Origin of the sequence: Thermosyntropha sp., assembly GCF_017656155.1 — a bacterium.
Lineage (GTDB): Bacteria > Bacillota > Syntrophomonadia > Syntrophomonadales > Syntrophomonadaceae > Thermosyntropha.
The window spans coordinates 272187-298386 of record NZ_JACDOH010000002.1; the positions used below are offsets into that span (position 1 = coordinate 272187).

Consider the following 26200-nt stretch of genomic DNA (forward strand, 5'->3'; position numbering starts at 1 on the left):
CATCTCATTTCTCAATGTTAATACTCCAAAAATGTTTTCTCTAACTCTGAATAATCTAATCCAGTTTCAGTAGAATATTTTATATTAACTATAGGCAGCCTGTACTTATTTTCACAAATCCTCCCATTTTTCTGTAATTTCTTGTATTTTCCTAAATTTATCGGAATTTCATATAAACTAATTTTATAAAACTCATTCTTCTCATAAAATTCTTCCACTAAATCCAAAAACTTAATAGGTATCACACTAACCTTAACAGTTTCAAAATTTCTTGTTTTTTCCTCAGATATAGGCACATCATAAAATAATTCAGCAATTGCTACCCTTTCATAAACTTTTTCCCCATCTTTATATTCAGAGTCATATATATCATAATCTTTGTAAATTTCATCCATTATATCCAATAAATCTTTTTCTGTTAATCTTCCCTGCTTTTCTTTAATAATTTCTTTGGTTCGCTCTAGAATATCCTTGCTATTTTTATAGACATAGTTTATTGATACATCAGAAAAATCAAAAATTATAAATTCAGAATCATTTTTTTTATAACTTCGATTACATCTACCTGCTCTTTGAATCAAAGAATCTATGGGGGCACACTCACTAAACATAATATCAAAATCTATATCTAATGAAACTTCTACAGCCTGGGTAGCAATGAGTAAATCACAATTTTTTAAATTTTCTTCTGAACCATCTTCCTTTTTTCCTGTCAATATATCTTCTTTCTTTTTTCGGTCTTTAAGAGTAAATTCAGAATGATAACACATCAATTCTTTATTATCATTTACCAATCTATCTTTCCATTTTTTATAGGTTTTCTTGGCAGTTTCAATATCATTTACAATTATTGCTACTCGCTTATTTTTCTTTAAATATGTTTCTACATATTCATCTAATTCTTCAATTTTAACATCAATATACTTCCAATTATTTCTGACCAGACTTAACCTTTCTTCAGCCATAACTATTTGAGGATTTCCTAGTACATTACTAAAGTGTTCGCGTACCGCTTGGGGGAAGGTTGCGCTCATAATCATTACTCTTCCCCCCAATTTTTTTATCTTTTCCACAGTTTTGGTTATAAGAGCTAGAGTATAGGTATCATAAGCTTGTATTTCATCAATAACAACGGAAGCGCCTATTAAAGAAAATTCTTTTTGAGTCCAAAAACCTGTATTAAACCCTGTCGAAAGTATCTGATCAATTGTAGATATCATAACTGGAAACATAAAAGCTTTTCCACGCAATAACTGTTCCCTTATTAAATCAATTTTTATTTCATTTTCCTCATTTTCTAAAAACAAAAATGACTGAACTCCAGAATGCGATATACCACAGGGGGAATCATAAAAATATTCCTCACTTATACGCTTATACAAATTATTAGAAGTAATCATGGTAGGCATTAAAAAAATTAATTTTCTAAAATCACTGTTAAGAGACCACAAAACAGCAGCCTCCGTTTTTCCAGAACCAGTAGGCGCAACAGCCAAAAGGTCCCCTTTTACTTGCGAACAAGCTTTTTGAAAAGGTCTTTCTTCATAATTTTTATTCTCTTTTTCAACCTTCTGTCTTATCCTTAAACGCATAGTATCTAAGTCATGATACAACCAATAGTTATTTCTCTTTTGCAAATTGGAAGAAGCAGTCCAATCACAATAATGCAATATTCCTTTTAAAATTGAATAAATTTGTCTCCGCTGATTATAATTAAACTTATCAGTTATATTAGAAGCTTTAGAGGCTGTTTCTTCCATTACTTTAAAAAAATTCTTTTTATACAAATTAATATCAAAATTAGTATTTTTTAAGACTTCAACACAAATACCTTCTCTTTTTAAGATGGGCTCTACTATCGAAAAAGCATAGATAATCTTTTCCTGCTCAAATTTAGGCCAAACCTCTCTTAATCTTTCACGTAAAAAACTATCCCATTGTTTATCAAGTGTTTTATGGTGTCCGAGTACAGCCCATACTTCATAAGGTAAATATTCTTCCTCACCATTTTTTATACGTTTAAGCCACCAATGAAACAAAAGACAAGATGATATAATCTCATGCCTAAAGTTATTTTTATAATCTGGTCTTTCTCCCTTTTCAATCTTTTCCATATTTTCCTGAAAAATATCTAACAATTTACCTGTATCATGAAACAACACACTAATCAGGCTCTTTTGTCTCATAATCTCATAAGGAATATTTATCTCATCAGCCCAAATTTTTATCAATTTATGGCATGAATCCCATATATCACTCCATATCCTATAGCAATCATTTACATGTTCCTCATAAGACACAAAAGGCTTTGCTCTATACATGTCATACACCTGCCAAAACTCTTTTTTCAAGCCAAAGAAAATAAAGGAATTTTAAACTTTTCAAAACAATAAACTTCAGTTTCTTCTTTCAGATTTACCCAGCCAGGTAAAAAACTAAAAACCTCATACCTTTCCCCTTTACGCACCTCACCATCAAAGCTATAGTCTACCGGCAGTTTTTTGACAACAGGTGTACTTAAAATAACATCTAACCTACTCTGCTTTATTTCATCCCAATCTAACCTATAATTATCTTCAATATCCCCCGGAAATAAAACAAAGCCTTCCAACCCCATACCAGTACTAAACTGTGAAGAATTTAACTTTTCAATCATAAAACATGGACTTACTTCCAATATCTTTACCAAATCATCGCTTGTGCCTATAGTTAAACAAAAAACCGGATTCTGAAAAGCCTCTTGTAACTGTTCCAAAACACTTTTATCTTCATTTGCATAAAATACCCACAGACTTATAAATGTTAAAAATTCCCTGTTAACAATATCTTTTTCTATTTTGTTGCCGCTTTTTATTTTAGAATAATTCCACAAATCAATTCCTTTTCCCCAATGCATACCTGCTGCCCCGGTTTTTATATTATTCTCCTTAAAAAACTGCAGAACTTCTTTGAAATTTTTTCCTAAGGCAGCTCCAGCCAACCCTACTAAGGTAGAAAAGGGAGGCAAAGGGAGACAAGAATGATAAAGCTGTCCCCCTGGGTCTCTAAACGAAGCAAAATCTGCCTTTAAATGTACATAAAAACCGTACATAAAGGTTTCTCCTTTCCTGTAACCTATTAAGAATAAACCTTACTCAGTTTTTTCTCCAAAAATATCATCTATCCACTGTCTCATCTTATCAAAAGCTTGTCCCAAAGTAGCAAACTGTTCATTATCTTCCGGGAAAAATCCTTTGCGTTCTCCTATAACATGGTCAATAATTACATATGCAAAATCACTAATTGTTTGATTAATTAAATTAATATCAGGCTTTCCTTTTTCAATCCTAATACTTTCCATAAAAATAGGATTTTTGACTTTCATCAAGGCTGCACAGACAAATTTGGGAGAAATATCAGTTAAAAATCTGCTCTGTCTGCCTACTGTCCAAAGATTTTGGACAGCTGTCAACAAAGCTTTTACTCTTTCTGCTTTTTGTTTTGCTTCCAATTCTAATTTATAAAGATCACCTGCTGTTTTTTCCCCTACTCTGTCTAATTCAATAAGTATAGTCCCTTTATAAAACCCAGAATGAATTTCTGTTTCAAAAATATTGGGATCTCCTCCTGCTTTAACAGCCATATAATTAGTTCCGTAATCTAAATCTCCTCTATAAGGTTCTAAAGCAATCAATGGAGAGACTCTTACCGGACTAATTCTTTTAACAGTAGCAGTATCTGCCTTCATAAAACCAAATAAATCATCATCAATATATTCCTGAGGGTTACACATAGTGGTAGCAGCACCTTTTTTCTGAACCGCAGTGACTCCCTCAGATAATTTACAGCCTAAAACTGCCAACTGTTCTCTTAAGGCCCTTCTTACTGCCTGTGAAGAACAGTACGGATATTCTTTCCCATCATTCATCTGTATTTTTTTCAAATTAGTTATATTATCAGCCTCTTTATCTCCTGCATTCAAGGAAGTATAAGATGCCCATGTAAGATAGGATATGGTTAAACATTTGGCATCTTTCATTTTATTCTCATTATTTTTCATTTCATTTTTCATTTCTGTATGCCCCCTTCTTCTTTATCAGATTTATCAGATTTAGGTAATAAAGAATTATAAACATTTAAAGCGCCTAAAACACAATAAGCCTTAAATTCTTCAAAAGGAACCTCTTCAAGAAGACCTCCTTCTATATCTTTGGAAGTAATAAGCCCATATCTCATCTGCAAATTATTAATTTGATTCAAAAAATCTTCCTTGGTTCGGCTTTTACGTAAAGCATACAAATCTCCTTTTATTCTCTTTATATCCGTTTCAAGCTTTACTGTTCCTTCTTCTAACAACTTTTCTTTTGCACGCATCACGATCGATTTGCCTAAATTTACAGCTTTTTGTACCTGCTCACTGTTCATTTTTACACCTCCTATTTCCATTTCGTAAAGCATTAAAAAATCTAACAAAGCCTTTAAGTACCCCCCTTCCCGCATAGATACATAAAAAGCAAAATCCTCCGCATCTAATAAAACACTTTTTTTATACAGAACTCTTCTAAAAAAATAATCGCGGAAATAAGAATATCTGGTATTCTTTAATCCCCCTATATATAAGCTATCAAATAGTAATTTGGGAAAATTATAATCATTCTTATCTACCAGCAAATGTAACAACCTAAAAATATAGGCAGTATCATTGTAAAAAATTACATTATTAGTTTTAAAAGTATCTCTTTTACTTTCAACAAAAAGCAAAACTATTTGTACAGGAGCATTTGATAACGAAAAAGCAAGTAGTTCATCTAATGAAAATTCATTTTCTTTCCTTAAAATTTTGTATGCCTGATAATAAAAAGCCCATAAAAATTCATAAGGATATTGGGAATAAAGCAAAGGTGAATTATCGTCCATCCTCAAATTAGTCCAAAAAGTTTCTTCATTCATTAATCTCATATGAGAAGTAAATCCAATTTTTTCATTTACTTGAAATAATTTTTTTAAATTTGAAGAACTAACCTGTACTATAAATAAAGAATCAGATGTTTTTTTATAAGTTGCCGCCTCTACAGCAAAATGTCCCAACAAATCGCACTCCCAACATATCTGTGCAGGATTCTTTCCTTGGGAATTAAATGACCTGGTAGCAGTTCCACTGGCAAATAGAAGAAAAGAAGGCTGGCTTACCTCATAACACTTAAAACTTTTTTGTCCACACACAGAACAAACTTTTAATCTTTCTCTCCCTGTTCTTACAGGTAAAATGTCGATTTTTCTGTGACAAAAAGGTTCTTCAAATAAAACCTTTTTTTGTTTGCCCCAAAGTTCTGCTTTATCGTTTTCCTTCAAAAAGTCTTCCACTCTTTTTCGCAACTTGGAATCAGATATTTCTTCAATAGGAACAGCATGAGTTTTACCCCAACTACTACCTTTGATAAACAATGCAGGTATCGGGGTAGGATTCTTTTTTGGTTTCAACAAAATTTGATCCTTATCCAAATCATAGAAAACCAACACTGGATTTTCTTTTTGCTTTTTATCAGATACATTCCAATATCGGCTAGCCAATTCTTCATAACTTTCACTCAATAAATTCCTTAATTTATCTTCATTATCGTACTCAAACTCTAATCCATCATTCACCAATTTAACCCCTATACCATACTTTGCTTCTAGCTGTAATTCCTTAATTATGTTGTATAAACCGGCTATACCTGCATCAAACCACCAATGCTTGCGAACATAAATCTTGTACAATTTTGACATGACCCCAACACCTCCTTTTCCTCTTAATCCTCTACCTCAAAACACCCAAACCCCTGCGAATTCTTGGAGCCCAGGCCTGTATAATAAGCTATTTCCATCAGTTCCGGATCCCCTACCAGCCAGTAAATTCCGCTATAACCTTTGATGATAAAATCCTTATATTTTATGATTTTCAGGAATTTATCCTTGCGGTTGTCACAAGGTATAACCTTTAATTCACCCTTGGAATATTCCCCTTTTAACACCCAGTATTTCTTTTGTAAATTGCCGAGAATAAGGCTGTCGAAAGGAGTATCCCAGGGTGAAAAATAGGTAGTCCTTTTTTTTCCCTGCACTTCTTCAGTAGTATGTGCTACCACCGGGGACAGCATTTTTATGCGCACTTTTTCAGAGAAAACTACCGCCTTAGGTACATTTATCGACTTTAATTCCACACGGTTGCTGCCCAGATGGAGCTCTTCCGCTTTCATCAAGGTTTCCGCCAGGTCGGTAATAAACGGTTCTAGAGGTGAAGAAACCGTAAGGGCCACCGGTGATTTGAAAATTATATCTCCTTTCTCCTTGTTTAATCTGAATTCTCCTCTTAAACTAGAATAAGTAAAAAGTTTGAAACGCCTTTTCTGGTAGCTGAACCCCTCTTGATGCAAAAATTCCCGGTAATCACTGTCTGATATGTTTTTGTAAAGAAAACCCTGTAAAATATGATGATAGTGGACAGGTAAAACTATGTCCTGGTCAGAACCCATAGTAATGGTAATACGCATTATCTGCCATCCTCTCATCTTAACATCATAATTTCCCTTAAATAGCAATATTATACTAAATTCTTCTTAAATCTTCCATAATCCTGCTTTAATTTTTATGAACAGTATAACTAAATAAGGTGACATCTTTTTGTCACCCTAAAAAAATTTTTTTGTTTTATTACTGGCTTTTAATTTTTATAAAAGCTATACTTATTAACCGATAGGTCTGATTATATTTAAAACTGCTGAGTTGAGGTAATAGATATGCTCGTATTAAAAAATCAAAAGCTTCGCACAGAAATCTGGCAAATTTCCTGGCCGGCTATGGTAGAAATGATTATGTATATGATAGTAGGAATTGTAGATGTAGCCATAGTAGGACGCTTAGGTGCTGCACCCCTTGCCGCGGTAGGTTTGGGAGCAGAAATATTTTTTTCAATTGTCCTTCTTTTCGAAGCCCTATCAACAGGCTCTTCTGTTTTAATAGCCCAGGCCAGAGGAGCTAAAAACTATGAGCAAATTGCCAGCATTATTTTACATACAGTAATTATGGCAATAATCACAGGCACAATAACCGGTATAATCGGTCTAAATCTGGCTACCCAGATAATAGAACTCTTTTCAGTAGAAAAGTCAGTTCATGACCAAGCTTTGCATTATCTTCTCATAACCTTTAAAATTACTCCTTTTGCAGTTACTTTGTATATGCTGCATTCAATCTTCCGGGGATTGGGTCGAACCGACATTCCCATGAAAATATCTCTTGTAATGAATATTTTTAACGCCATAGGTGATTATATATTGGTTTATGGTAAATTAGGACTACCTGCTCTAGGAGTAGCAGGTGCTGCTTATGCTACATCATTTTCGCATATTTTGGGAGTAATTCTGGCTTTCTACTTCTTTAAGATTAACCGTAAAAGTTTTTTCCCTTATAAAGAAACCAAAAAAACAATTAAAATCACTGTTTTTCGGGATATATTAACTCTAGGAATCCCCAGCTTGGGAGAAAACTTTTTCTGGTCTTTGAGCAATATAATTTCAATCTTTTTAATTGTCCATGCGGGAACATTAGCTTATGCATCCCACCAACTAGCAGTAGTCATAGAATCAATTTCTTTTATGCCCGGTTTTGGGATTGCTGTTGCTGCCAGTGTGCTGGTAGGTCATAGTATAGGAGCAAAAGACCGAAACATGACAAAAAAATACGCCCGTGGAACTATAGAATTTGCTGTCATTATAATGGGTTTTTTCGGCCTTTTGTTCGCACTTCTCCCTCACCAGATCGTTTCTCTTTTTACCAATGATCAGGAAATAATTGGAGTAGCTGGAACCCTTATCCGCATTGCTTCCCTGGAACAGATCACCATGGCTTCCAGTATGGTTATGGGAGGTATTTTAAGAGGCTCCGGCAATACCCGAACTCCCATGCTTATAATCACTTTATTTACATGGGGATTTCGTCTGCCACTAACCTATTTTTTAATAATAGTCCTGCATAAACCTGTAACTTATGTATGGATAGCTTTTGTAATCGACTGGACTTTGCGAACCCTGGTATATTCTGCAATCATTCTCCGTCAGAATTGGCTTAACAAAGCTTTAGAAAAACAGGCAAACAAAATTTAATATTGAACATAAAAGCCTCAGAGTTCTTTTCTCTGAGGCTTTAACCTGCAAGTATCATCTTTTTTACCTGTTCATGTGCAAAATTTTCAATAGTATTATCAAGTTTTTTATCTAATTTTATCCCTTTTCGCATTAAGATAACTTTAATGAAAAAATCAGCAATATCCGGATTCTTAGGTAAAAGAGGTCCATGCAAATAGGTTCCTATAAGATTTTTATAAAATATTCCTTCTGTTTTATCATATCCATTATTCCCATATCCTTTTATAACTTTTCCAAAAGGCTCTATAGCTGAATCATTCAAATAAGTTCTGCCTCCATGGTTCTCAAATCCAACTACTGTGACTTTTTCCCCTGTCACCTCAGCTTCCAGGATTATATTGCCTATAAGCCTCTTTTCTTCCCCTTCAGTATAAAAATCGAAAAAACTAAGCCCTTGCATAATTTTACCATCAAGCGCCTGATAATATTTACCTAAAAGCTGATAAGCTCCACATATCGCCAGCATAGGCATGCCTTCCTCAATTTCTATCCACAGACGGTCTGCTCTCTTCCATAAATCCCGGTAAATCAAATCCTGTTCCCGGTCTGACCCGCCCCCCATAAAAATAAAATCTATATCATTAAAGTCCAAATCCTCTCCTAAACTAACCGGTGTTATCTTACAATTAAAACCATACCACTTTAACCTCTGGCTAAGACAGATAAGATTTCCCCTGTCACCATATAGATTCATTAAATCCGGATACATATGAGCTATTTTAATTTCTCCCATGTTTTCCCCTCATCTCAGTTTATCATAATTTTATTCTGTCAAGCGAAAGACCTCTCCCTCTTTACTTGCCTTTTTATGGTGCATTCTCCTTAAAATCTTCCGGCAGGGAAAAAGTGCAGTATAAGTAGAAAGAATATAAGTAGTTTCGCCTTCTCCACTGCAGGCAGCTTCTATTCCTTCTTTAAGAGGAGTTTTAATAAGTATGGTATTTTCACTTACTCCGCTGTACTTTATACGAACTGCAATATCCCCGCTTCTTTTGCCTGAACAAACTATTCTTTCATAATTTGTTTCATTTATAATCTCTACATCTGCATCCCATATCCAGGAAACATCACGCCCATCAGCTGCATTATCATTCAAAGCCAAAAATATGTTTTTCCTCCTCTTATCATGTTTCATAGCAGTTAAAGTCTGGTTTAAACCGGCAGGATTTTTTACTAAAATAAGTATCGTTTCTTTTCCGTTGATATTAAAAACCTCCATGCGCCCCGCACGCGGTATATAAGATTTGATTGCCTTCCTTATTGTTTCATTCTCCACTCCTAAAAGTTTGGCTGCCGAAACTGCAGCTAATATATTATAAGCATTATAAAAGCCCTGATAATAACTTTCTATTTCTATATTGTTTATTTTAAACCGTAAATGCGGATTCATCACTAAATCTCTGGCTAAAAAATTGGGCTCTGGATTATGGTTTCCACATTTGTTACAGTAAAAACTGCCCAGCTGTGCATAATGATAACGGCGATAGCTGATTTCATTTCCACAAAAAACACAGTATCTGCCTTCCCTGCTTTCACTGCTTACCAAAGTATCATAATCAGTATCATCAAAACCGTAATACCAGACACAAAGCCCAGTATAACGCTCAAAATCTGCCATCAAAGGGTCATCAGCATTTAATACCAGTTCTATACTGCTTTCCCGGACTGCATCTTTTATCATCTTTACGGTATAATCAAGCTCTCCATACCTGTCCAGTTGATCACGAAAAAAATTAGTGATGAGCAGCAATCTGGGTTTCACTTCCCTCAAAAGCAGAGGAACATTAGCCTCATCCGTCTCCAAAACCGCATAATGATATCTGCGCCTGCCTGTAAAATCGCTTCCGGCAATAAAAGCAGTAGTAATACCTGTCAGCATATTAGCCCCTGCTCGGTTGTGTATAATAGAATACCCCTCTTCCGTGAGTATCTGGGCAATCATGTTGGATGTAGTAGTTTTGCCATTGGTGCCTGTTACTACAATTATTTCTTCAGTTATGTTTTTAGCCAGTTTTTTTAAAATGTCCGGATCAATTCGGCGGGCAATTTTACCAGGCAAAACAGTTCCCTGTCTTCCCAAGACTTTCATTAAAAGGAGCAATATTTTTCCTGTTAACATAGCCGTTATTTTACGCAAGCCTCTCATAGTTTTAACCTCATTTACAGAATTAAAAGGTATGCTTTAAAAATTAAATCCGCATACCTTTTGTAAATTATAGTTTTTATCTATAAACGAAAATTTTTCATCATGACCCTAAACGGTAAATCCAATCTATGACATGGTATTTGCGCATCCTTTTAGGCCTTGACTTCTCATAAAGCTCAAGATACACATTTTCCAGTTTTTTTGCCATATTGGCTGAAGAAAGAAGGTCAGCCTTTTTATAAGCATTATCCTTAAAAGAAGCATAAGTTTCTTCATCAACCAGTATTCGTTTTATAGCACTCACGAATTCCTCCATATCACATCCGGTAAGATAACCGTTTACTCCATCATCTACCATATCTATTACCCCGTTGGCTTTTACCGCAACTACCGGTAAGCCTGCTGCCATAGCCTCAATCAGAACCAACCCCTGAGTTTCAGTCAGGGACGCAAATACAAAAAGGTCAGCCGAAAAATATACATTTACCAAGGTATCAAAAGGCAAAGCACCGGTAAATATAACATCTTTTTCCAAAGACAATCCTAATGAAACTGCCAGTTTCTTGAGCTCATGCTCCAAAGGTCCTTGAGCAGTTAAAACCAATGTAGTATCCGGTCGTTCTTTCTTTAGAAGATTAAAAGCATTTATCAGAAATCCCAGATTTTTTTCTTTAGTAAGGCGGCCTACAAAAAGAAGTATTTTGTTATCCTTTGGTATAGATGGATACTGTTTTCTAAGATATTCTTTATCACCATTCTGGAATTTGTGTAAAGGAACCCCGGTAGGAATTACCGATACTGGAGCCTTTACTTTAAGCTCCTTTAATTTTGCTTCTACTTCTGTGCTGGGAACTATTACATGATCACATTGATTGCAGAAATTGGTGCTGTATTTTATAGTTATCTCCCGGGCCAAATCTTGGGCAATTGGTACATAATGCACATATTGATCATACAAAGTATGATAAGTAAAAACGAGGGGGATACCCTGCCTTTTTGCATTATGAAGACCAACCCTTCCCATAGTAAAGGGGGAATGAACATGAATTATATCTAAATCCAGCCTCTTTATGAGCATGCTAAGTCCCGGATGAACTGGGACAGCCAAGGTATAATCAGGATTAGTAGGAGCAGGTAGAGAAAAAAACCTGTAAACCTTCTCTTCCTCATCTTCATAATCGGGATAACTGGGAGCAAATATATATATATCATGACCTAATTTATTAAGTTCATATTTAAAAGTAGTTATAGATGTTACTACACCGCTGGTATAAGGCTTATAGCTGTCGGTAAAAACTCCTATTTTCAAAACTGAATCCCCCCTTCACCTTTCTCAAAATAAATATTATATTGTGGATCAAATTCTGGCAAGTATTTTAACCTCCATTTTACATTATTCTTCATAAAATTCATAACCGGCAATTTGAAAAGTTTCCCCTTTATCAGCCATACTTCCAGTTGAAGTAATATCTTCTTCTGCCGGCCTGGTAAACTTATCCTGAATCTCGGCAGCACATTTCGCACAAAGGGTAGTATTAACCAATCTTTTAAGCCTTTGTGGTTCAATCTCTTTTCCGCAATTTTCACATATCCCATACTGTCCCGTATTATATCGTTCGATAGCATCATTTACCTTTTCCAACTCGAATTCCAGCATTTCGAGAAGTCCGGCATCTTTTTCTCTTTCATACAGATCAGATGCCGCATCTGCCGGATGTTGATCATACAGGGAAAGCTCATCTGTAGACTCTGCCTGCGGCATCATAAGCTGCTTTCTTTTCTGTCCGATTATACTTTCGATTTCCTTTTTTTTGGCCATTAAACTTTCTAAATTATTCAAACTTAACACCTCGGTTCATTAAAAATAAATAATGAACCCTCCCACCTTAAGCTGAGCCTGAACAATAGCTACTATATCAGCAATAAAGCTGCCGATAACAGGAATGTTCAAAACAATCATCTGCTGCAAAAAATAAAGAACCAAAGCTGCCAAAACGGTAAATCCGATAGCAGTTCCGAAGCCACGGGATACCCCAATAAGAAAATTAAGAAACAGCAGACGGCGAGGATTTTCAAGCAACTCAACATACTCAGCCAGCCGCATTTTTTCCATATTTACCGCCAGCTCATCTAATTTATCCGACAGTTTTTGCAATACCAGATTAGTATTTTCATTATCTCCCGATTTACCATCTTTAAACGACAGGATAATCCCCCCCTCCAGTCTACTTATTAGTATGCCTTTAAACTACATTATCATACCTTTATCTATTATTTAATGTTTGTGGATTTTCCCGCCGATTTATAAACCTTTCAGAACTAAAATTATTAACTGCCATAACCGACGCTTTCCCTAAAAGTTCTGCAAACTCTACCTAATCACCTTTTTTGCCTAGAACAGAAATAGGCCTTTTAAAGTTTACTATAAGATTTAAGGGAAGAGTCTCCTCTTCCCCACTTTCAAAATACATAAATTTGAAAAATTCTTCATACTAAAGGGTTATTTAAAACTTATGCTCTCTGCTTTTCTAGTGTACGTTATTATTTGAGTTTTTCAACTACCCCGGCACAGCGTGAACAAAGGGTAGGATATTCACTATTCTGACCTACCGAAGGAGATATTATCCAGCAACGTTCACATTTTTCTCCTTCCGCTTTTTTAACTTCAACCCAGACCCCTTCAATTTCAGGAAGAGAGCGGGTATCTTCCGGCCTTTCTCCCGCCGGTTTTATATCTACCCGGGAAGAAATAAAAATCTTATCCAAGAAAGAAACTTCATTTAAAACCTTAAGCCAATCTTCTTCAGCATAAATGGTTACCCATGCCCCTAATGAATGTCCTATAATCTTATTTGCCCGGGCCTCTTCCATAGCTTTAGTAACTACTTCCCGAACTTTAAGTATTTTTTCCATTCTGTCTTCAATATCATGATCTTCGTATCCTTTAACTTCAGGCCATTCTAAAAGCTGGACACTTATAGGCTGTCCTTCTCTTCTCAGATAACTCCAGATTTCTTCCGTAGTAAAAGCTAAAATAGGAGTTAAAAGCACAACCAGAGCATTAATAAGCTCATATAAAACGGTTTGCACTCCTCTTCTTCCTATATCGTCAGGATGCGAACAGTAAAGTATATCTTTACAGATATCGAAATAAATGTTGCTTAAATCAACTGTACAGAAATTATGGATAGAATGGAAGACCACATGAAACTCATAATTTTCATAAGCCCTTGTAACCCGCTCAATCAGTTTATCTAGCTTTATAAGTATCCATTTATCCATTTCAGACAATTTTTCATATTCTACCTTATGTTTATCCGGATCATAATCAAAAAGATTTCCTAATATAAAACGGCAGGTATTTCTTATTTTACGATAAGCTTCTGCACTCTGCCTTATTATATTTTCTGATACTGCTACATCAGATCGATAATCAGCCGAAGAAACCCAAAGCCTTAAAATATCTGCCCCCATCTCTTCAATCATCTGCAAGGGATCAACCACATTGCCTAAAGACTTTGACATCTTGCGTCCTTGTTCATCCACTACAAAACCATGGGTCAAGACGCTGCGATAAGGTGCCCTGCCTTTAACTGCCACTGCCGTAGACAATGATGAGTTGAACCATCCGCGATGCTGGTCGCTTCCCTCCAGATAAAGAGCTGCCGGCCACACTAAATCAGGATGAGTTTCCAAAACTGCCATATGGCTGGAACCTGAATCAAACCACACATCCATAATGTCAGTTTCCTTACGGAAACTTAAGCTCCCGCATTTTTCGCATTTATATCCTTCAGGTAATAAATATTTCGCATCTTTTTCGAACCATATATCTGAACCAAATTCGGCAAAAAGCTGACTTACTCTCTCAATGGTGGCATCATTAATTACAGTTTCACCACATTCTGTGCAGTAGAATATGGGTATAGGCACACCCCAAGTGCGCTGCCTTGAGATACACCAGTCTCCGCGGTCTCTGACCATATTATAAATTCTATCGCGTCCCCAGGCCGGAATCCAAGTTACCTCATCAATAGCCTCTAATGCTTCCTTACGGAAGTTTTCAATAGAGGCAAACCACTGTTCAGTAGCTCTGTAAATTATAGGATTTTTACATCTCCAGCAATATGGATACTGATGCTCAATCTTTGAAGACTTTAAAAGCATACCTAAAGCTTCGAGCTCAGCAATAACATCCTTATTGGCATCATGTACAAAAAGCCCTTTAAACTTTCCAGCTTCTTCAGTAAAGTGTCCGCTGTTATCCACCGGTGATATAACTTCAAGACCGTATTGCCTGCCAACATAGAAGTCATCTTCCCCATGTCCGGGAGCAGTATGAACACATCCGGTACCAGCTTCTAAAGTAACATGAGTGCCCAATATCACCAGAGAATCCCTTTCAAAAATAGGATGCCTGCATACAATCCTTTCCAGGTCTTTCCCTTTATATTCGTTTAAGATAACATAAGCATTCCAGCCTATTTCGCCGGCAACCTTTTCTAACAGTCCTCTTGCCAACACATATTTTTCTTTATTTACCTCTATAAGGACATAATCAAAATCAGGATGAACAGCTATCCCTGTATTGGCAGGAATAGTCCATGGAGTAGTTGTCCATATGATTACATAAGAATCTTCCGGAAGTACTCCCCGTCCGTCTTTTACCGGGAATTTTACATATATTGAAGGTGAAATTTTGCTGCTATATTCAATTTCAGCTTCAGCTAAAGCAGTTTCACAATCTGCACACCAGTAAACCGGCTTAAGCCCTTTATATATATATCCCTTTTTAGCCATTTCCCCAAAAACTTTTATTTGAATGGCTTCAAAATAAGGCTCCAGAGTAAGATAAGGCTTCTCCCAATCCCCTCTTACTCCCAATCTTTTAAACTGTTCTCTCTGGATATCTACATAACTTAATGCGTAATCCCTGCACTGACGCCGGAATTCCACCACATCAGTCTTATGCCGGTCTATACCCATCTTCTTGATAGCTTGCTGTTCAATGGGAAGGCCATGCGTATCCCAGCCGGGAACATAAGGAGCATCAAATCCGCTCATCGAACGATATTTCACAATTATATCCTTGAGGACTTTATTCAAAGTATGGCCTAGATGTATATTACCGTTGGCATAAGGAGGTCCATCATGCAAAATAAATTTAGGTTTTCCTACGTTTTTCTCCTGAACTTTATGATATATATCATTTTCTTCCCAAAACTTCAAAAATTCAGGCTCCCTCTTAGGCAAATTAGCCTTCATAGGAAATTGAGTTTGCGGTAAATTTAAAGTGCTGTCATACTTGCCTTTACCCATTTTCCTCTTACCACCTCGCCAGATTATTTTCATTTAAATCAACAAAAACCTTTCATCCTCCAGGGACGAAAGGTTTGCTTCCGCGGTACCACCCTTATAGTGTTTTTAAAAACACCACTCTCATGCTCCATAACGCGAGCAGCGTTCAAACCTACTCGTCAATCTCAACTTTCGGCTTGAAAGCTCACGGGTGATCTTCAGCCAGAAATCAGCTATCCGGCTTCCACCATCCCGGACTCGCTTAAAGCTGAAAAATCCGCCTACTCTCCCGCTCATCGCCATGAATATTCATTTTACCTGAAAATCGTATTTATTGTAGCATATACCACCTTACAAGGCAACTATTACCGCTTTTTAAGCACAAAAAATCAAAAATTTTTACAGCACAAATCATTTATTATGCATTTTATACACTCCGGCCGGCGGGCCTTGCACACCCGGCGTCCATGAAAAATAAAAAGGTGATGAGCCCTGCCCCACAATTCAACTGAAATCAAATCCTTAAGCTCATATTCAGTTTTGATTGGATTATCTGTTTGGACTAAACCCAGGCGGTTGACTACCCTGTGCACATGAGTATCTACACCTAACCCCGGTTTGCCAAAACCTACTGATAAAACTACATTGGCCGTTTTTCGTCCCACCCCGGGCAGTTTCATAAGCTCTTCAAAATCATCCGGCACCTTGCCGTCATAAAAATCAATCAGAAACCTGGCCATATTCTTTAAATTTTTAGCCTTGCTCCTGTAAAGCCCCACTTTTTTTATCTTTTCCTCCAACTCTTTTAAATCTGCTTTTGCCATAGCTTCCGGAGTATTATAAACAGCAAAAAGCTCCGGGGTAACTTTATTCACCTGTTTATCAGTAGTTTGAGCCGACAATATAACTGCCACCAAAAGCTCAAAAAAAGAATTATATTTAAGCATAGTCCCCGCATCAGGGTATTCCAAGAAAAGCCTTTCAAGTATAAGGCTGCACCTATCTTTTTTATCCACCTCAAATCCCCCTAAAGCAAAAGCCTACCTTTTATATAAAGGCAGGCAGAACCATTAATTTTGAAATTTATAAAACTTTGCTTAAAAAAGACTGGGTTCGCGGATTTTTAGGATCAGTAAAAATCTGTTCAGGAAGTCCTTCTTCTACAATCTGTCCTTCATCCATAAATATAACCCTGTCTCCAACTTCCCGGGCAAAACCCATTTCATGAGTCACCACTACCATAGTCATTCCTTCTAAGGCTAAATCTTTCATTACCGACAAAACCTCGCCTACCATTTCTGGATCTAAAGCAGAAGTAGGCTCATCAAAGAGCATAACTTTAGGCTGCATAGCTAACGCTCTGGCAATTGCAACCCTCTGTTTCTGGCCTCCAGACAAATTAGCCGGATAAACATGGGCTTTATCTTCCAGTCCTACTTTTCTTAAAAGCTCCATGGCTAAATCATCTGCTTCATTCTTAGGCATGCCTTTTATCTTTATAGGCGCAATAGTTATATTTTCCAAAGTAGTTTTATGAGGAAAAAGGTTGAAATGTTGAAAAACCATGCCCATTTTTTGGCGCACTTTATTTATATCTGTTTTAGGATCAGTTACTTCTTCTCCATCAACATAAATATGTCCTTTATTTACCTTTTCCAGCTGATTTATACACCTGAGCAAAGTGCTTTTGCCCGAACCTGAAGGTCCTATAACACATACTACCTCACGTGGCTTTATGTGAAGGTTAATACCCTTTAATACTTCTAATTTGCCAAAGCTTTTATATACACCAACTATATCTATCACCCGGTAGCTAACCTCCTTTCCACATAATCACCCAGAAGACCCAAACTCTTAGTTATAACAAAATAGATAATAGCCACTGCACCCCATACCCATGCTGCCTGATAGGTATTGGCATAAACTAAATTCCCCCGGTAGGTTAGCTCTGCCACCGCAATAGTTGATACCAAAGAAGTATCTTTCAAAAGAGCAATAAATTCGTTTATAAGAGGAGGTATAACAATCTTATAAGCCTGGGGCAGTATAATATAGGTCATGGCTTGTCTCTCATTCATTCCCAACGAACGGGCAGCTTCCATCTGACCTTTGTCAACTGCCTGAATACCAGCTCGGACTATCTCTCCTATATAAGCTCCGCTGTTCAAACCACAGGCAATAATAGCCGAAGTAAAAGCCTCATCTACACCAAAATAAGGTAAAACTCCGAAATGCAGGAGCAGTATCTGCACAAAAAGAGGTGTTCCCCGGAAAAAATCAATATAAGCAACAGAAATTGACCGCAAAATCCGATTCTTCGAAAGCCTGAACAAACCAGCAAACAAACCTAAAACCATACCCATTGCCACTGATAAAGCCGTAACCTCAATTGTTATCCAGGCTCCTTCCAAAAAATACGGCATATTTTCATATACAACCTGAAATCCTCTGATTTCAAAAAGACTGTCTATTATGCCATAAAATCCCGACAACGGTTATTCCTCCTATCAAACAAACTGAAAGCGCGAGTCCGCTCTCGCGCTTTTAGTATTATACCTGATAACTGATTATTAATCATTATTTCTCAAAATATTTTTTATAAATCTTATCATAAGTGCCATTTTCTTTCACTTTGGCCAAACCTTCATTAAGCATGTTCAAAAGCTCGGTGTTTCCTTTCTTTACAGCTATACCGTATTTGTCATCAGCAGAAAATACTTCTCCTACCATCTTTATATTAGCATCTTCAGTGGTTAATATATAGTTCAAGGTAACCGGATGATCGTTAATAACCGCATCAACACCGCCTTTTTTAAGCTCCATAAAAGCCTCTCCTACATCTTTAAACAGCTTTACTTCAGTAGAAGGATCTTTTTCCTTAACTTTATCACAGTAAGCTGCCCCTATTGTTCCAGTCTGAGCTGCCAACCTTTTGCCTTTTAAATCTTCAGTTCCATTAATATCAGTGTTATCGTTTCGAACTGCAACAATTAATCCGGCATCAAAATAAGGTTCAGTAAAATCTACCACTTCCAGCCTATCAGGGGTAATAGACATGCCGGATATTGCAGCATCAATTTTGCCCTGCTGAACGGCAGGAACTAAAGCTTCAAACGCCATATGTTTCACTTCTACTTCATATCCTTGAACTTCGCCAATAGCCTTAATCAGATCAATATCAAACCCAACTAATTCCCCTTTTTCCTGAGACTCGAACGGCGGGAAGGTAGCATTAGTCCCCACTATAATCTTCTTAGCCTTTTCTTCGGAATTATCAGCTGCTTCCCCTCCACAGCCAATAACAGTAAACATAAGGCCTAAAATTAATAAACTGCTTAACAATAGACGCCATTTACTTTTCAATTTTTATCACTCCTGTCACTTTATCTTAACAATCATAATTATACAATTAGATGTATTATTCGACAATAGTTTATCATTAAATGCTTATATTTATTTGCTTCTCCTATTTTTTTATGTATATTTTTTCAAAATATCCTTAATTTGAATAATTATTATCATTTAAAAATTTTTATACATTTTCTGCGTCAAAATATGTTATTATATGTAGGCAGTTGTAACTTCATCAGGAGTAAATCTTTTATAGAAACGAGGTAAACAATATGCAGCTTTTTACCAGCAACAAACAACTTAAAGCTGAAACAAGTATGCTTTTTGTCGCTTTTATATGGGGAGCTACTTTCGTAGTGGTTAAAAATGCTTTAGCCGATATAAGTCCGTTCTGGTTTTTAGCCCTTCGCTTTATAATTGCATTTATAGTTTTAGCCTTTCTGGCATTTGATAGTATAAAATCCATAAATTCTTCTACCATATTTTACGGCTCTGTTATCGGCTTCTTTCTTTTTATAGGCTTTGCTTTTCAAACTGTCGGTCTTAAATATACTACCTCTTCCAATGCAGGCTTTATTACTGGATTAAGCGTAGTTTTAGTACCGGTTATATATTCTTTAATGTACAAAAAAATCCCGGAATTTAAAACTTGCCTGGCCTCCTTGCTGGCCTTAATTGGTTTGTTTCTGCTTTCATTCTATACTAACAGCTTTAACTTAAACTACGGAGATTTTTTAGTTCTTATATGTTCATTGGGTTTTGCCCTGCATATTATTTTAGTAGACAGATATTCTCATAAGCATAATCCAGTGGCTATAACCGGAGTGCAAATTTTATTTGTAGGCATTTTTTCGCTTTTAATCGCAGTATTCGTCGAACCTTTTCCTCATTCTCTTACTTACAATGCAGTAAGTGCTATTCTTATAACTTCAATTTTAGCTACTGATTTAGCTTTTCTTTTACAAAACAGTATGCAAAAACACAGCACTCCAACCAGGTTCGCCATAATCCTTACCACTGAGCCGGTATTTGCTGCTTTAACTGCATATCTGTGGGCAGGAGAAATCTTATCTACCCGCGGCATAATCGGTGCTTTATTTATCTTGATTTCAATGTTTATATCAGTCCTTTTCCCAACCCATTCAAAAAAAGAAGAGGTTTTAGACGAATCTGCCTGAAACCTCTTCTGAATTTTTCAACATTTTATCTTTTCCCGAAAATACTGCTCATTTATACCTCTTACTTCAATAACCTTACGGCGTGAATTTTCACCTTTTAATATAAGGACATTGCTCTTTGCAATCCTCAGCACATCAGCAAGAAATGAGATTAAAGCCTTATTAGCCTCTCCTTCAACCGGTGGTGCATTAAGTTTTATTTTCAAGATTCCGGCTTCATCTCCCACAATCTGATTGCGAGAAGAGCGCGGAATTACTTTAACATTAAAACGTACTCCATCATCAGTGTTAACTATTTCAATCATTTGCCTCTTCCTTCTTCAAAGTTAATTTATCAAGCTTTTCCATAATATCTTTTACATCTTTGCTGTAAAAAAACTCAGACATCTCATCAATCTTACGCTGATTTTTCTCTAAAAGCTCAAGTTCACTGGTAATCTGGGCTTTCATTTCCGCCCCGAAAATATTTAATCTTTTTATAATCTCTTGATATATAAAAAGCATTTCCGCTATTTTCTGTTTAGCATTCTCCAAGATAAATTCTGCCTCTTTGCGTGCATTATTCTTATATTCCTCGGCTGCCTGCTGGGCTAAAAGCAGGCTGTTATTCATGGTCTCCTCTAATTTACGATACTTTGCAAGCTCATATTCTAATTGCTGAATATTTTCTTTCAAACGCGCATTTTCGCTGTATAATGATTCATAATTCTGTGCAATATGATATAAAAAATTCTTTACTTCTTCCTCCTTAAATCCTCTCATTGCCCGGCTGAATTGCTGGTTCCTTATTTCCATAGGTGTAATCATATATGCTGCCTCCCCTTTCAATTAAATTAAAAACAACGGATGTGAAGTTAACCCTTGCGGGAACAACTCTAAAAGCTTCATAAATCCCGGCTTTAAATTTAAAACCCCATTTTTAATCTGATATACTGCATCTTTATAAATCCTCAAAACTTTAGAGAGCTTTTCATCATCATAAAACTGTCCGTCTATCCTGATATATTTGAGTCCGGCAGCAGCCAACCGGGGAAGATAAGGAAACAAACACAACTCGTGGGGATAAAAAATATAATTGCGGCACCTGTCATCTGTTTTTATCGGATATTTTTGCCCTATCTCATCATAAAAAGCATAAGTGTTATGATAACACAATCCGCATTTCAATTCAGATTTAATTTTAGATTCACCTTTAGGAACACAAAAGTCAGTTATCATACCGCAAAGAGGTCCCTGCACCATAAACTCAATATTATTATTTTCTTTAAGCAACAAACTTAAATTTGAAAAATTAAGCTCCTGAGAAGCATATATACGTTTTATCCCCATCTTATTAAGGAATTCCGCTGCCTTATGGTTACAGATGTTAAATCCCCATCCTCCTCTTATCTCTTTACCCGTCTTTTGTAATAACCTTAAACTTCCCCAGTCATGAACTATGAAACCATCTAAAAAAGGCATGTTCTTAAGCTCAAGCAATTCTTCAAATATTGATAAGTCCTGTTCGGTCATAATACGGGGAAGTTCTAAAAATACCCGGGAAGTATGAGAACGCGCCAAACTTAAAGCCTCATCTATATTTTCATTCTTCCATCCACAATCATCTGGAAATAAATGACCATATTCTACTATCAGATTATCTGCTCCAATATTAAGGGCAATTTCAAAAGCAGAAAGGCTTCCTACCTTAACACTAATCTCTTCAATACTGCATTCAGCTAAAATCTTAATATCCTCATCCACATAATTATCTTCATTCAACTTTTTTAAGATTCGGGGGGCAGTAGGAAAAAAAGGTTCTCTTTCCCCAGTAATCCCTATTGATTCTATATCCAGCCTTTTAAATAGACTGCCTACAGTAAAATCCCTTACCCTTTTTTCGTAAAGCTTCTCATATTCTTTCTTATCGAATTCTTCTTCGTCACATGATGCTTCCAATTTATCTAAAGCCTGCCGATATATCCTGACCAGATGCGACAAATAATCGGCACTGCGCATTCTTCCTTCAATCTTGAAAGAAAGGACTCCAGCTTCTATAAGTTTTTTAAGATAAGGATAAAGACACAAATCCTTATGAGCTAAATAATATAACTTTTCAGCTCCTTTTTGCCCATTCTTCTCTACATAATAAGGCCACCGGCAAGGTTTTATACACCTTCCGCGGTTTCCGCTTTCTCCAGCAATGAAGCTGCTCATATAGCACTGACCTGTATGTGAAATACATATATCCCCATGAACAAAAAATTCAATACCAATAGATGTTTCCTGACTAATCTTTTTTATCTCCTGAAGAGATAAATTTTTAGAAAGTATCACCCGACTGAAACCTAAATTCTGCATAAACCTGGCAGATTCACTGCTGCCAACGCCCATCTGCACACTGGCATGAAGCGGAATGTCAAGCCCTAGTTCTTCACAAAGAGGAATTAAGGCTACATCCTGAATGATAACTGCATCTGCTCCTATTTCCTGCAGAAATAAAAGATGATCTTTTATTTCTGTGAGTTCATTCTCATAATACAAATTGTTAACCGTAACATACATCTTTTTGCCCTGATCATGCAGATATTTGGCTATATCTGAAAGCTCATTATCTGTAAAATTGAAATCGGCCATGAGAAGACGCATATTAAACTTTTTGCTTCCAACATACACAGCATCTGCTCCTGCTTCAGCTACCGCTTTTACTACCTCCCACTTACCAGCTGGAGCAAGCAATTCAACTTCTTTATGACTCATATCCCTATTTACTCCTTATAAAAACATCATAAAAAGGTCATACACCAATCTCTGAACAAGGTAAACAGCCAAAATAGCCAAAATAGGAGAAAAATCAATTCCTCCCGCCGGAGGCAGAAGTCTGCGAAATGGTGCCATAACCGGTTCAGTTACATCGTAAATAAACTTTATAATCGGCTGATAAGGATTATGCCTTATAAAAGATAATACACAACGCGCAATAATAAGCCACGCTAAAACAGAAAACGCAATATCTATAAGATCAGCTATAAGAAGCACCTTAAAATTCCTCCTTTATAAGCATATCATCTGCTGTCCAGTTCCAGAGATCTTTTATAAGCACTCTCTACTGCCTCAAAAAACGCTTTGCGCAATCCGCTTTCTTCCAATTTTCGCACGGCAGCTATGGTAGTCCCGCCAGGAGAACATACTGCTTCCCGCAAAACAGCCGGATGTTCTCCGGTCTCAATAAGCATCGCAGAAGATCCTTTAATTGTATTCAAAACTAAAAAACGTGCAGTATCAATATCCAGTCCTATCTGAACAGCAGCATTTATCATGGCTTCAGCTATCAAATAAATATAAGCAGGTCCACTTCCGGAAACAGCCGTTACTGCATCCATCATTTTTTCTTGGACTACAACAACAGTTCCCAAAGTAGAGAAAATTCGATAAACCAAATCTATATGTTCATCTTTAGCAAATTTTCCTTTTGCTATAGCTGCTACTCCTTGACCTACTAAAGCAGGAGTATTAGGCATTACCCGAACTACCGGCATATTAATACCACAAATCTCTTCAAGAGATGAAGTTTTTATTCCTGCCGCTACCGACACTAAAAGCTTATCTTCAGACCATAAATCGCACCCTGATAAGAGCACTTCCCCCACCTTGTCCGGTTTTACCGCTAAAATAATAACATCGCTTTCCTTTATAAGCATAGCAAGTGAAACCGGAACACTGCCAAATTCCAGCCTAAATTTTTCAGTTTTTTCCACATCTATATCATATACCAGCTGCTCAGTCCAAGAAAAAGAAGAAGCGGAAAAAAGCCCCTTAGCTATGGCATAAGCCATTTTTCCGCAACCTATTATACCTAATTTTTTTGCCACTTATTTATTGCCTCCCCACGAAGAACCTAATCCATGTTTCCTAATTATGGTGCGGTGATCGGTAGAAATCTCCACATTACTCGGAGTAAAGATAAAAATATGGGGCCCTAATTGCTGGCTGTGTCCATCTAAAGAATAAGTCGTTCCGCTCAAGAAATCAATTATTCTCTGAGCAACTTCAGGGCTGGTATTTTCAAAATTTAAAATAACCTGTCTCCTGCTCTTAAGGTGATCAGCTAAAACTTGCACTTCTTCAAAACTTTCCGGTTCACATACTACAACCTTTAAAGTCTTATTGCTATGGAGGCTTACTACATTTTTATTCGCTTTGCCTGTTTCAGGAGCAGAAGTGCTTTCTGGCAAAGCCAATTTTTCTTCTTTTAGCTCTTCTTCTACTCCCAGCCATCTCCAAAATTTGTCGGTTATTGCCATTTTTTTAACCTCCTAAATATTATTCTTCACTAAAAATGGAACTCCCAATTCGAACAATATTAGCCCCTTCTTCGATTGCTATTTCAAAATCCTGCGACATACCCATGGAAAGATATTTTAAATCTACATTAGGATAACTGCGGGCAGAGAATTTATTCTTCATATTGGCAAGCTCTCGAAAAATCGGTCGCGCTTTTTCAGGATTTTCTAAAAGCGGAGCCATAGTCATAAAGCCTAAAATACGAATATTTGACAGAGCTCCTGCTGATTCTAGAAAATATTCTACATCATCAGGTGATAATCCTGCCTTTTGTTCTTCTCCAGATATATTTATTTGCAAAAGGGTTGCCACATTTATTCCTATAGCTTTAGCCCTTTTGTTAATTTCTTCCGCCAAGTTCCAGCGATCTAATGAGTGAATTAAAACTACTTTTCCAACTATATCCTTCACCTTGTTAGTCTGTAACCGCCCAATCATATGCCAGTTGGCCTCAGGTAAAAGAGGTATTTTATTTTTCAGTTCCTGCACCCGATTTTCTCCAAAATCAGTTACTCCAAGAGAATAAGCTTTCTTTACTGTTTCTATATCTACTGTCTTGCTCACTGCAACCAGAGTAATATCGGCTGGATTTCTTCCACTCCGTTCACAAGCCTTTTTTATTCTACCATAAACCTTTTCCAGATTATCCTTTAGATATTCCAAACTTTATCACCTGCCCTTTAAAAGTTATACAGCAAGGAAACTTACTCCAAAAGTCGACCCTTTTCCTACCTGACTGTCAACAAAAACCTCTCCCCCATGCGACTCTACTATATGTTTTACAATAGCAAGTCCCAGTCCGGTCCCACCCCGGTTACGGCTGCGGGCTTTATCCACCCGATAAAACCTTTCAAATACCCTGGGTATACTTTCCTGCGGTATACCCATTCCGGTATCAGTAACTGTAATTACCACCCGGCTGTCGCGCTGCCGGCATCTTATAGTTATGGTTCCTCCTTTAGGTGTATACTTTATGGCATTATCTAAAAGGTTAATCATAACCTGTCCAAAAAGATCCTCATCTGCAAAAATCCGCGGCAAATCATGAGTATAAACCAGCTTAACACACAGGTTTTTTTCAGTAATCTGTGGTCCTAATATGTTCATTACACTGCGAATAGCACGTTGAACACAGACAGGCTTAGGCCTTATTATCCTTTCCCTTGATTCAAGCGCCGATAGATTAAGCAAATCATCAATAAGTCTAGTTAATCTCTGGGTTTCAGCCTCAATGATGGTGAGAAAACGTCGACATGTATCGCTGTTTTCCATAGCCCCATCCAGCAAAGTCTCTACAAAACCTTTAATTGAGGTTAAAGGGGTTCTCAATTCATGAGAAACATTCCCTACAAATTCCGATCTCATCTGATCAAAATTTCGCGCATCAGTAACATCATGAAAAACAGCCACTGCTGCTTCTATATTGCCATCATCATCCTTTATTGGAACTACATGAACTCTATATATATAAGTTCCAGGCACAATTTCTGTTTCTGTAAATACCTCTTTTCCGGTTCTTATTACTTCTCCAATCATACAAGATATTTTATGATTGTTGCTTATTTCTTTTATTTTTTTACCTAAAAGGCCTCCTTCTTTTACTAAAAAAAGGCTTTCTGCCGCCTTGTTAGCCAAAATTATACATTCATTTACATCAAAAACTACAACTGCATCAATCATGCTGTCTATTATAGTCTGCATTTTTCGGCCGCTGTTCATCAAATTAAACATTTCAAAAA

The 26200-nt window shown here is 36.6% G+C and carries 25 protein-coding genes and 1 other annotated feature; of the genes, 2 read left to right on the plus strand and 23 right to left on the minus strand.

The window, feature by feature from the left end:
• Window positions 1-17 precede the first annotated feature (17 nt).
• The 5 genes from cas3 to cas6 are packed head-to-tail and all read right to left on the minus strand — an operon-like array spanning window position 18 to window position 6512.
• Complete coding sequence (cas3, locus tag H0Z36_RS03200) at window positions 18-2321, minus strand: CRISPR-associated helicase Cas3' (protein WP_296863785.1); 2304 nt, start codon at window positions 2319-2321, stop codon at window positions 18-20.
• Window positions 2322-2347: 26 nt separating this feature from the next.
• The gene (locus H0Z36_RS03205) at window positions 2348-3091 is read right to left on the minus strand and encodes a CRISPR-associated protein Cas5 (protein WP_296863786.1); all 744 of its coding nucleotides are present in this window, start codon (window positions 3089-3091) and stop codon (window positions 2348-2350) included.
• A gap of 39 nt (window positions 3092-3130) precedes the next feature.
• Window positions 3131-4051, minus strand: a complete 921-nt coding sequence (gene cas7i, locus H0Z36_RS03210; RefSeq protein WP_296863787.1) for a type I-B CRISPR-associated protein Cas7/Cst2/DevR — start codon at window positions 4049-4051, stop codon at window positions 3131-3133.
• Window positions 4048-5748 (minus strand): hypothetical protein, encoded by a 1701-nt coding sequence (locus H0Z36_RS03215; protein ID WP_296863788.1) that lies wholly within the window; start codon window positions 5746-5748, stop codon window positions 4048-4050. The genes cas7i and H0Z36_RS03215 overlap by 4 nt, the downstream gene beginning before the upstream one ends.
• 23 nt (window positions 5749-5771) lie before the next feature.
• Window positions 5772-6512 carry a CRISPR-associated endoribonuclease Cas6 gene (gene cas6, locus H0Z36_RS03220; RefSeq protein ID WP_296863789.1) on the minus strand — a complete coding sequence of 247 codons (741 nt, stop codon included), beginning with the start codon at window positions 6510-6512 and terminating at the stop codon, window positions 5772-5774.
• Between the two features lie 246 nt (window positions 6513-6758).
• On the opposite strand from cas6, the gene H0Z36_RS03225 reads away from it, so the two are divergent.
• Window positions 6759-8123, plus strand: a complete 1365-nt coding sequence (locus tag H0Z36_RS03225) for an MATE family efflux transporter (protein ID WP_296863790.1) — start codon at window positions 6759-6761, stop codon at window positions 8121-8123.
• Between the two features lie 40 nt (window positions 8124-8163).
• Here H0Z36_RS03225 and H0Z36_RS03230 read toward each other — a convergent pair whose 3' ends face one another.
• The 10 genes from H0Z36_RS03230 to H0Z36_RS03275 all read right to left on the minus strand — a co-directional run bounded on the left by H0Z36_RS03230 (window position 8164) and on the right by H0Z36_RS03275 (window position 18972).
• A complete protein-coding gene (locus H0Z36_RS03230) occupies window positions 8164-8898 on the minus strand; it encodes a glutamine amidotransferase (RefSeq protein ID WP_296863791.1) in 735 nt (244 codons plus the stop codon).
• Window positions 8899-8928: 30 nt separating this feature from the next.
• The gene (locus H0Z36_RS03235) at window positions 8929-10311 is read right to left on the minus strand and encodes a Mur ligase family protein (protein WP_296863792.1); all 1383 of its coding nucleotides are present in this window, start codon (window positions 10309-10311) and stop codon (window positions 8929-8931) included.
• A gap of 100 nt (window positions 10312-10411) precedes the next feature.
• Window positions 10412-11620 carry a glycosyltransferase family 4 protein gene (locus tag H0Z36_RS03240; protein ID WP_296863793.1) on the minus strand — a complete coding sequence of 403 codons (1209 nt, stop codon included), beginning with the start codon at window positions 11618-11620 and terminating at the stop codon, window positions 10412-10414.
• Window positions 11621-11704: 84 nt separating this feature from the next.
• Window positions 11705-12160, minus strand: a complete 456-nt coding sequence (locus H0Z36_RS03245) for a TraR/DksA C4-type zinc finger protein (protein WP_296863794.1) — start codon at window positions 12158-12160, stop codon at window positions 11705-11707.
• A gap of 9 nt (window positions 12161-12169) precedes the next feature.
• On the minus strand, window positions 12170-12424 hold the full coding sequence (locus H0Z36_RS03250) for a DUF5665 domain-containing protein (protein WP_296863872.1): 255 nt from the start codon (window positions 12422-12424) through the stop codon (window positions 12170-12172).
• A gap of 428 nt (window positions 12425-12852) precedes the next feature.
• The gene (ileS, locus tag H0Z36_RS03255; RefSeq protein WP_296863795.1) at window positions 12853-15630 is read right to left on the minus strand and encodes an isoleucine--tRNA ligase; all 2778 of its coding nucleotides are present in this window, start codon (window positions 15628-15630) and stop codon (window positions 12853-12855) included.
• Between the two features lie 58 nt (window positions 15631-15688).
• Window positions 15689-15915: a binding site (T-box leader), on the minus strand.
• An 83-nt stretch (window positions 15916-15998) separates the two neighbouring features.
• Window positions 15999-16625: an endonuclease III gene (gene nth / locus H0Z36_RS03260; protein WP_296863796.1), complete on the minus strand. Its 627-nt coding sequence runs from the start codon at window positions 16623-16625 to the stop codon at window positions 15999-16001.
• A gap of 67 nt (window positions 16626-16692) precedes the next feature.
• Entirely contained in the window at window positions 16693-17415 is a 723-nt protein-coding gene (locus tag H0Z36_RS03265; RefSeq protein WP_296863797.1) for an amino acid ABC transporter ATP-binding protein, read from the minus strand.
• The gene (locus H0Z36_RS03270; protein ID WP_296863798.1) at window positions 17412-18101 is read right to left on the minus strand and encodes an amino acid ABC transporter permease; all 690 of its coding nucleotides are present in this window, start codon (window positions 18099-18101) and stop codon (window positions 17412-17414) included. Before H0Z36_RS03270 ends, H0Z36_RS03265 begins: the two co-directional genes overlap by 4 nt.
• A gap of 85 nt (window positions 18102-18186) precedes the next feature.
• A complete protein-coding gene (locus H0Z36_RS03275) occupies window positions 18187-18972 on the minus strand; it encodes a basic amino acid ABC transporter substrate-binding protein (protein WP_296863799.1) in 786 nt (261 codons plus the stop codon).
• Window positions 18973-19232: 260 nt separating this feature from the next.
• Between H0Z36_RS03275 and H0Z36_RS03280 the strand changes: the two genes are divergently transcribed.
• Complete coding sequence (locus H0Z36_RS03280) at window positions 19233-20138, plus strand: DMT family transporter (protein ID WP_296863800.1); 906 nt, start codon at window positions 19233-19235, stop codon at window positions 20136-20138.
• A 17-nt stretch (window positions 20139-20155) separates the two neighbouring features.
• Here the strand turns inward: H0Z36_RS03280 and H0Z36_RS03285 are convergent, their stop codons facing one another.
• The 8 genes from H0Z36_RS03285 to pnpS are packed head-to-tail and all read right to left on the minus strand — an operon-like array spanning window position 20156 to window position 26192.
• On the minus strand, window positions 20156-20443 hold the full coding sequence (locus tag H0Z36_RS03285; RefSeq protein ID WP_296863801.1) for a DUF167 domain-containing protein: 288 nt from the start codon (window positions 20441-20443) through the stop codon (window positions 20156-20158).
• Window positions 20436-20945 carry a DivIVA domain-containing protein gene (locus H0Z36_RS03290; RefSeq protein WP_296863802.1) on the minus strand — a complete coding sequence of 170 codons (510 nt, stop codon included), beginning with the start codon at window positions 20943-20945 and terminating at the stop codon, window positions 20436-20438. The genes H0Z36_RS03285 and H0Z36_RS03290 overlap by 8 nt, the downstream gene beginning before the upstream one ends.
• Window positions 20946-20966: 21 nt before the next feature.
• Window positions 20967-22877 (minus strand): U32 family peptidase, encoded by a 1911-nt coding sequence (locus H0Z36_RS03295; RefSeq protein ID WP_296863803.1) that lies wholly within the window; start codon window positions 22875-22877, stop codon window positions 20967-20969.
• A gap of 15 nt (window positions 22878-22892) precedes the next feature.
• Window positions 22893-23156: a YggT family protein gene (locus H0Z36_RS03300; RefSeq protein WP_296863804.1), complete on the minus strand. Its 264-nt coding sequence runs from the start codon at window positions 23154-23156 to the stop codon at window positions 22893-22895.
• Between the two features lie 26 nt (window positions 23157-23182).
• Complete coding sequence (gene proC / locus H0Z36_RS03305; RefSeq protein ID WP_296863805.1) at window positions 23183-23989, minus strand: pyrroline-5-carboxylate reductase; 807 nt, start codon at window positions 23987-23989, stop codon at window positions 23183-23185.
• Window positions 23990-24421 carry a cell division protein SepF gene (sepF, locus tag H0Z36_RS03310; RefSeq protein ID WP_296863806.1) on the minus strand — a complete coding sequence of 144 codons (432 nt, stop codon included), beginning with the start codon at window positions 24419-24421 and terminating at the stop codon, window positions 23990-23992.
• A 19-nt stretch (window positions 24422-24440) separates the two neighbouring features.
• Window positions 24441-25124, minus strand: coding sequence for a YggS family pyridoxal phosphate-dependent enzyme (locus H0Z36_RS03315; protein ID WP_296863807.1), 684 nt, complete (start codon window positions 25122-25124; stop codon window positions 24441-24443).
• A gap of 24 nt (window positions 25125-25148) precedes the next feature.
• The gene (gene pnpS / locus H0Z36_RS03320; protein ID WP_296863808.1) at window positions 25149-26192 is read right to left on the minus strand and encodes a two-component system histidine kinase PnpS; all 1044 of its coding nucleotides are present in this window, start codon (window positions 26190-26192) and stop codon (window positions 25149-25151) included.
• Window positions 26193-26200: the final 8 nt, after the last annotated feature.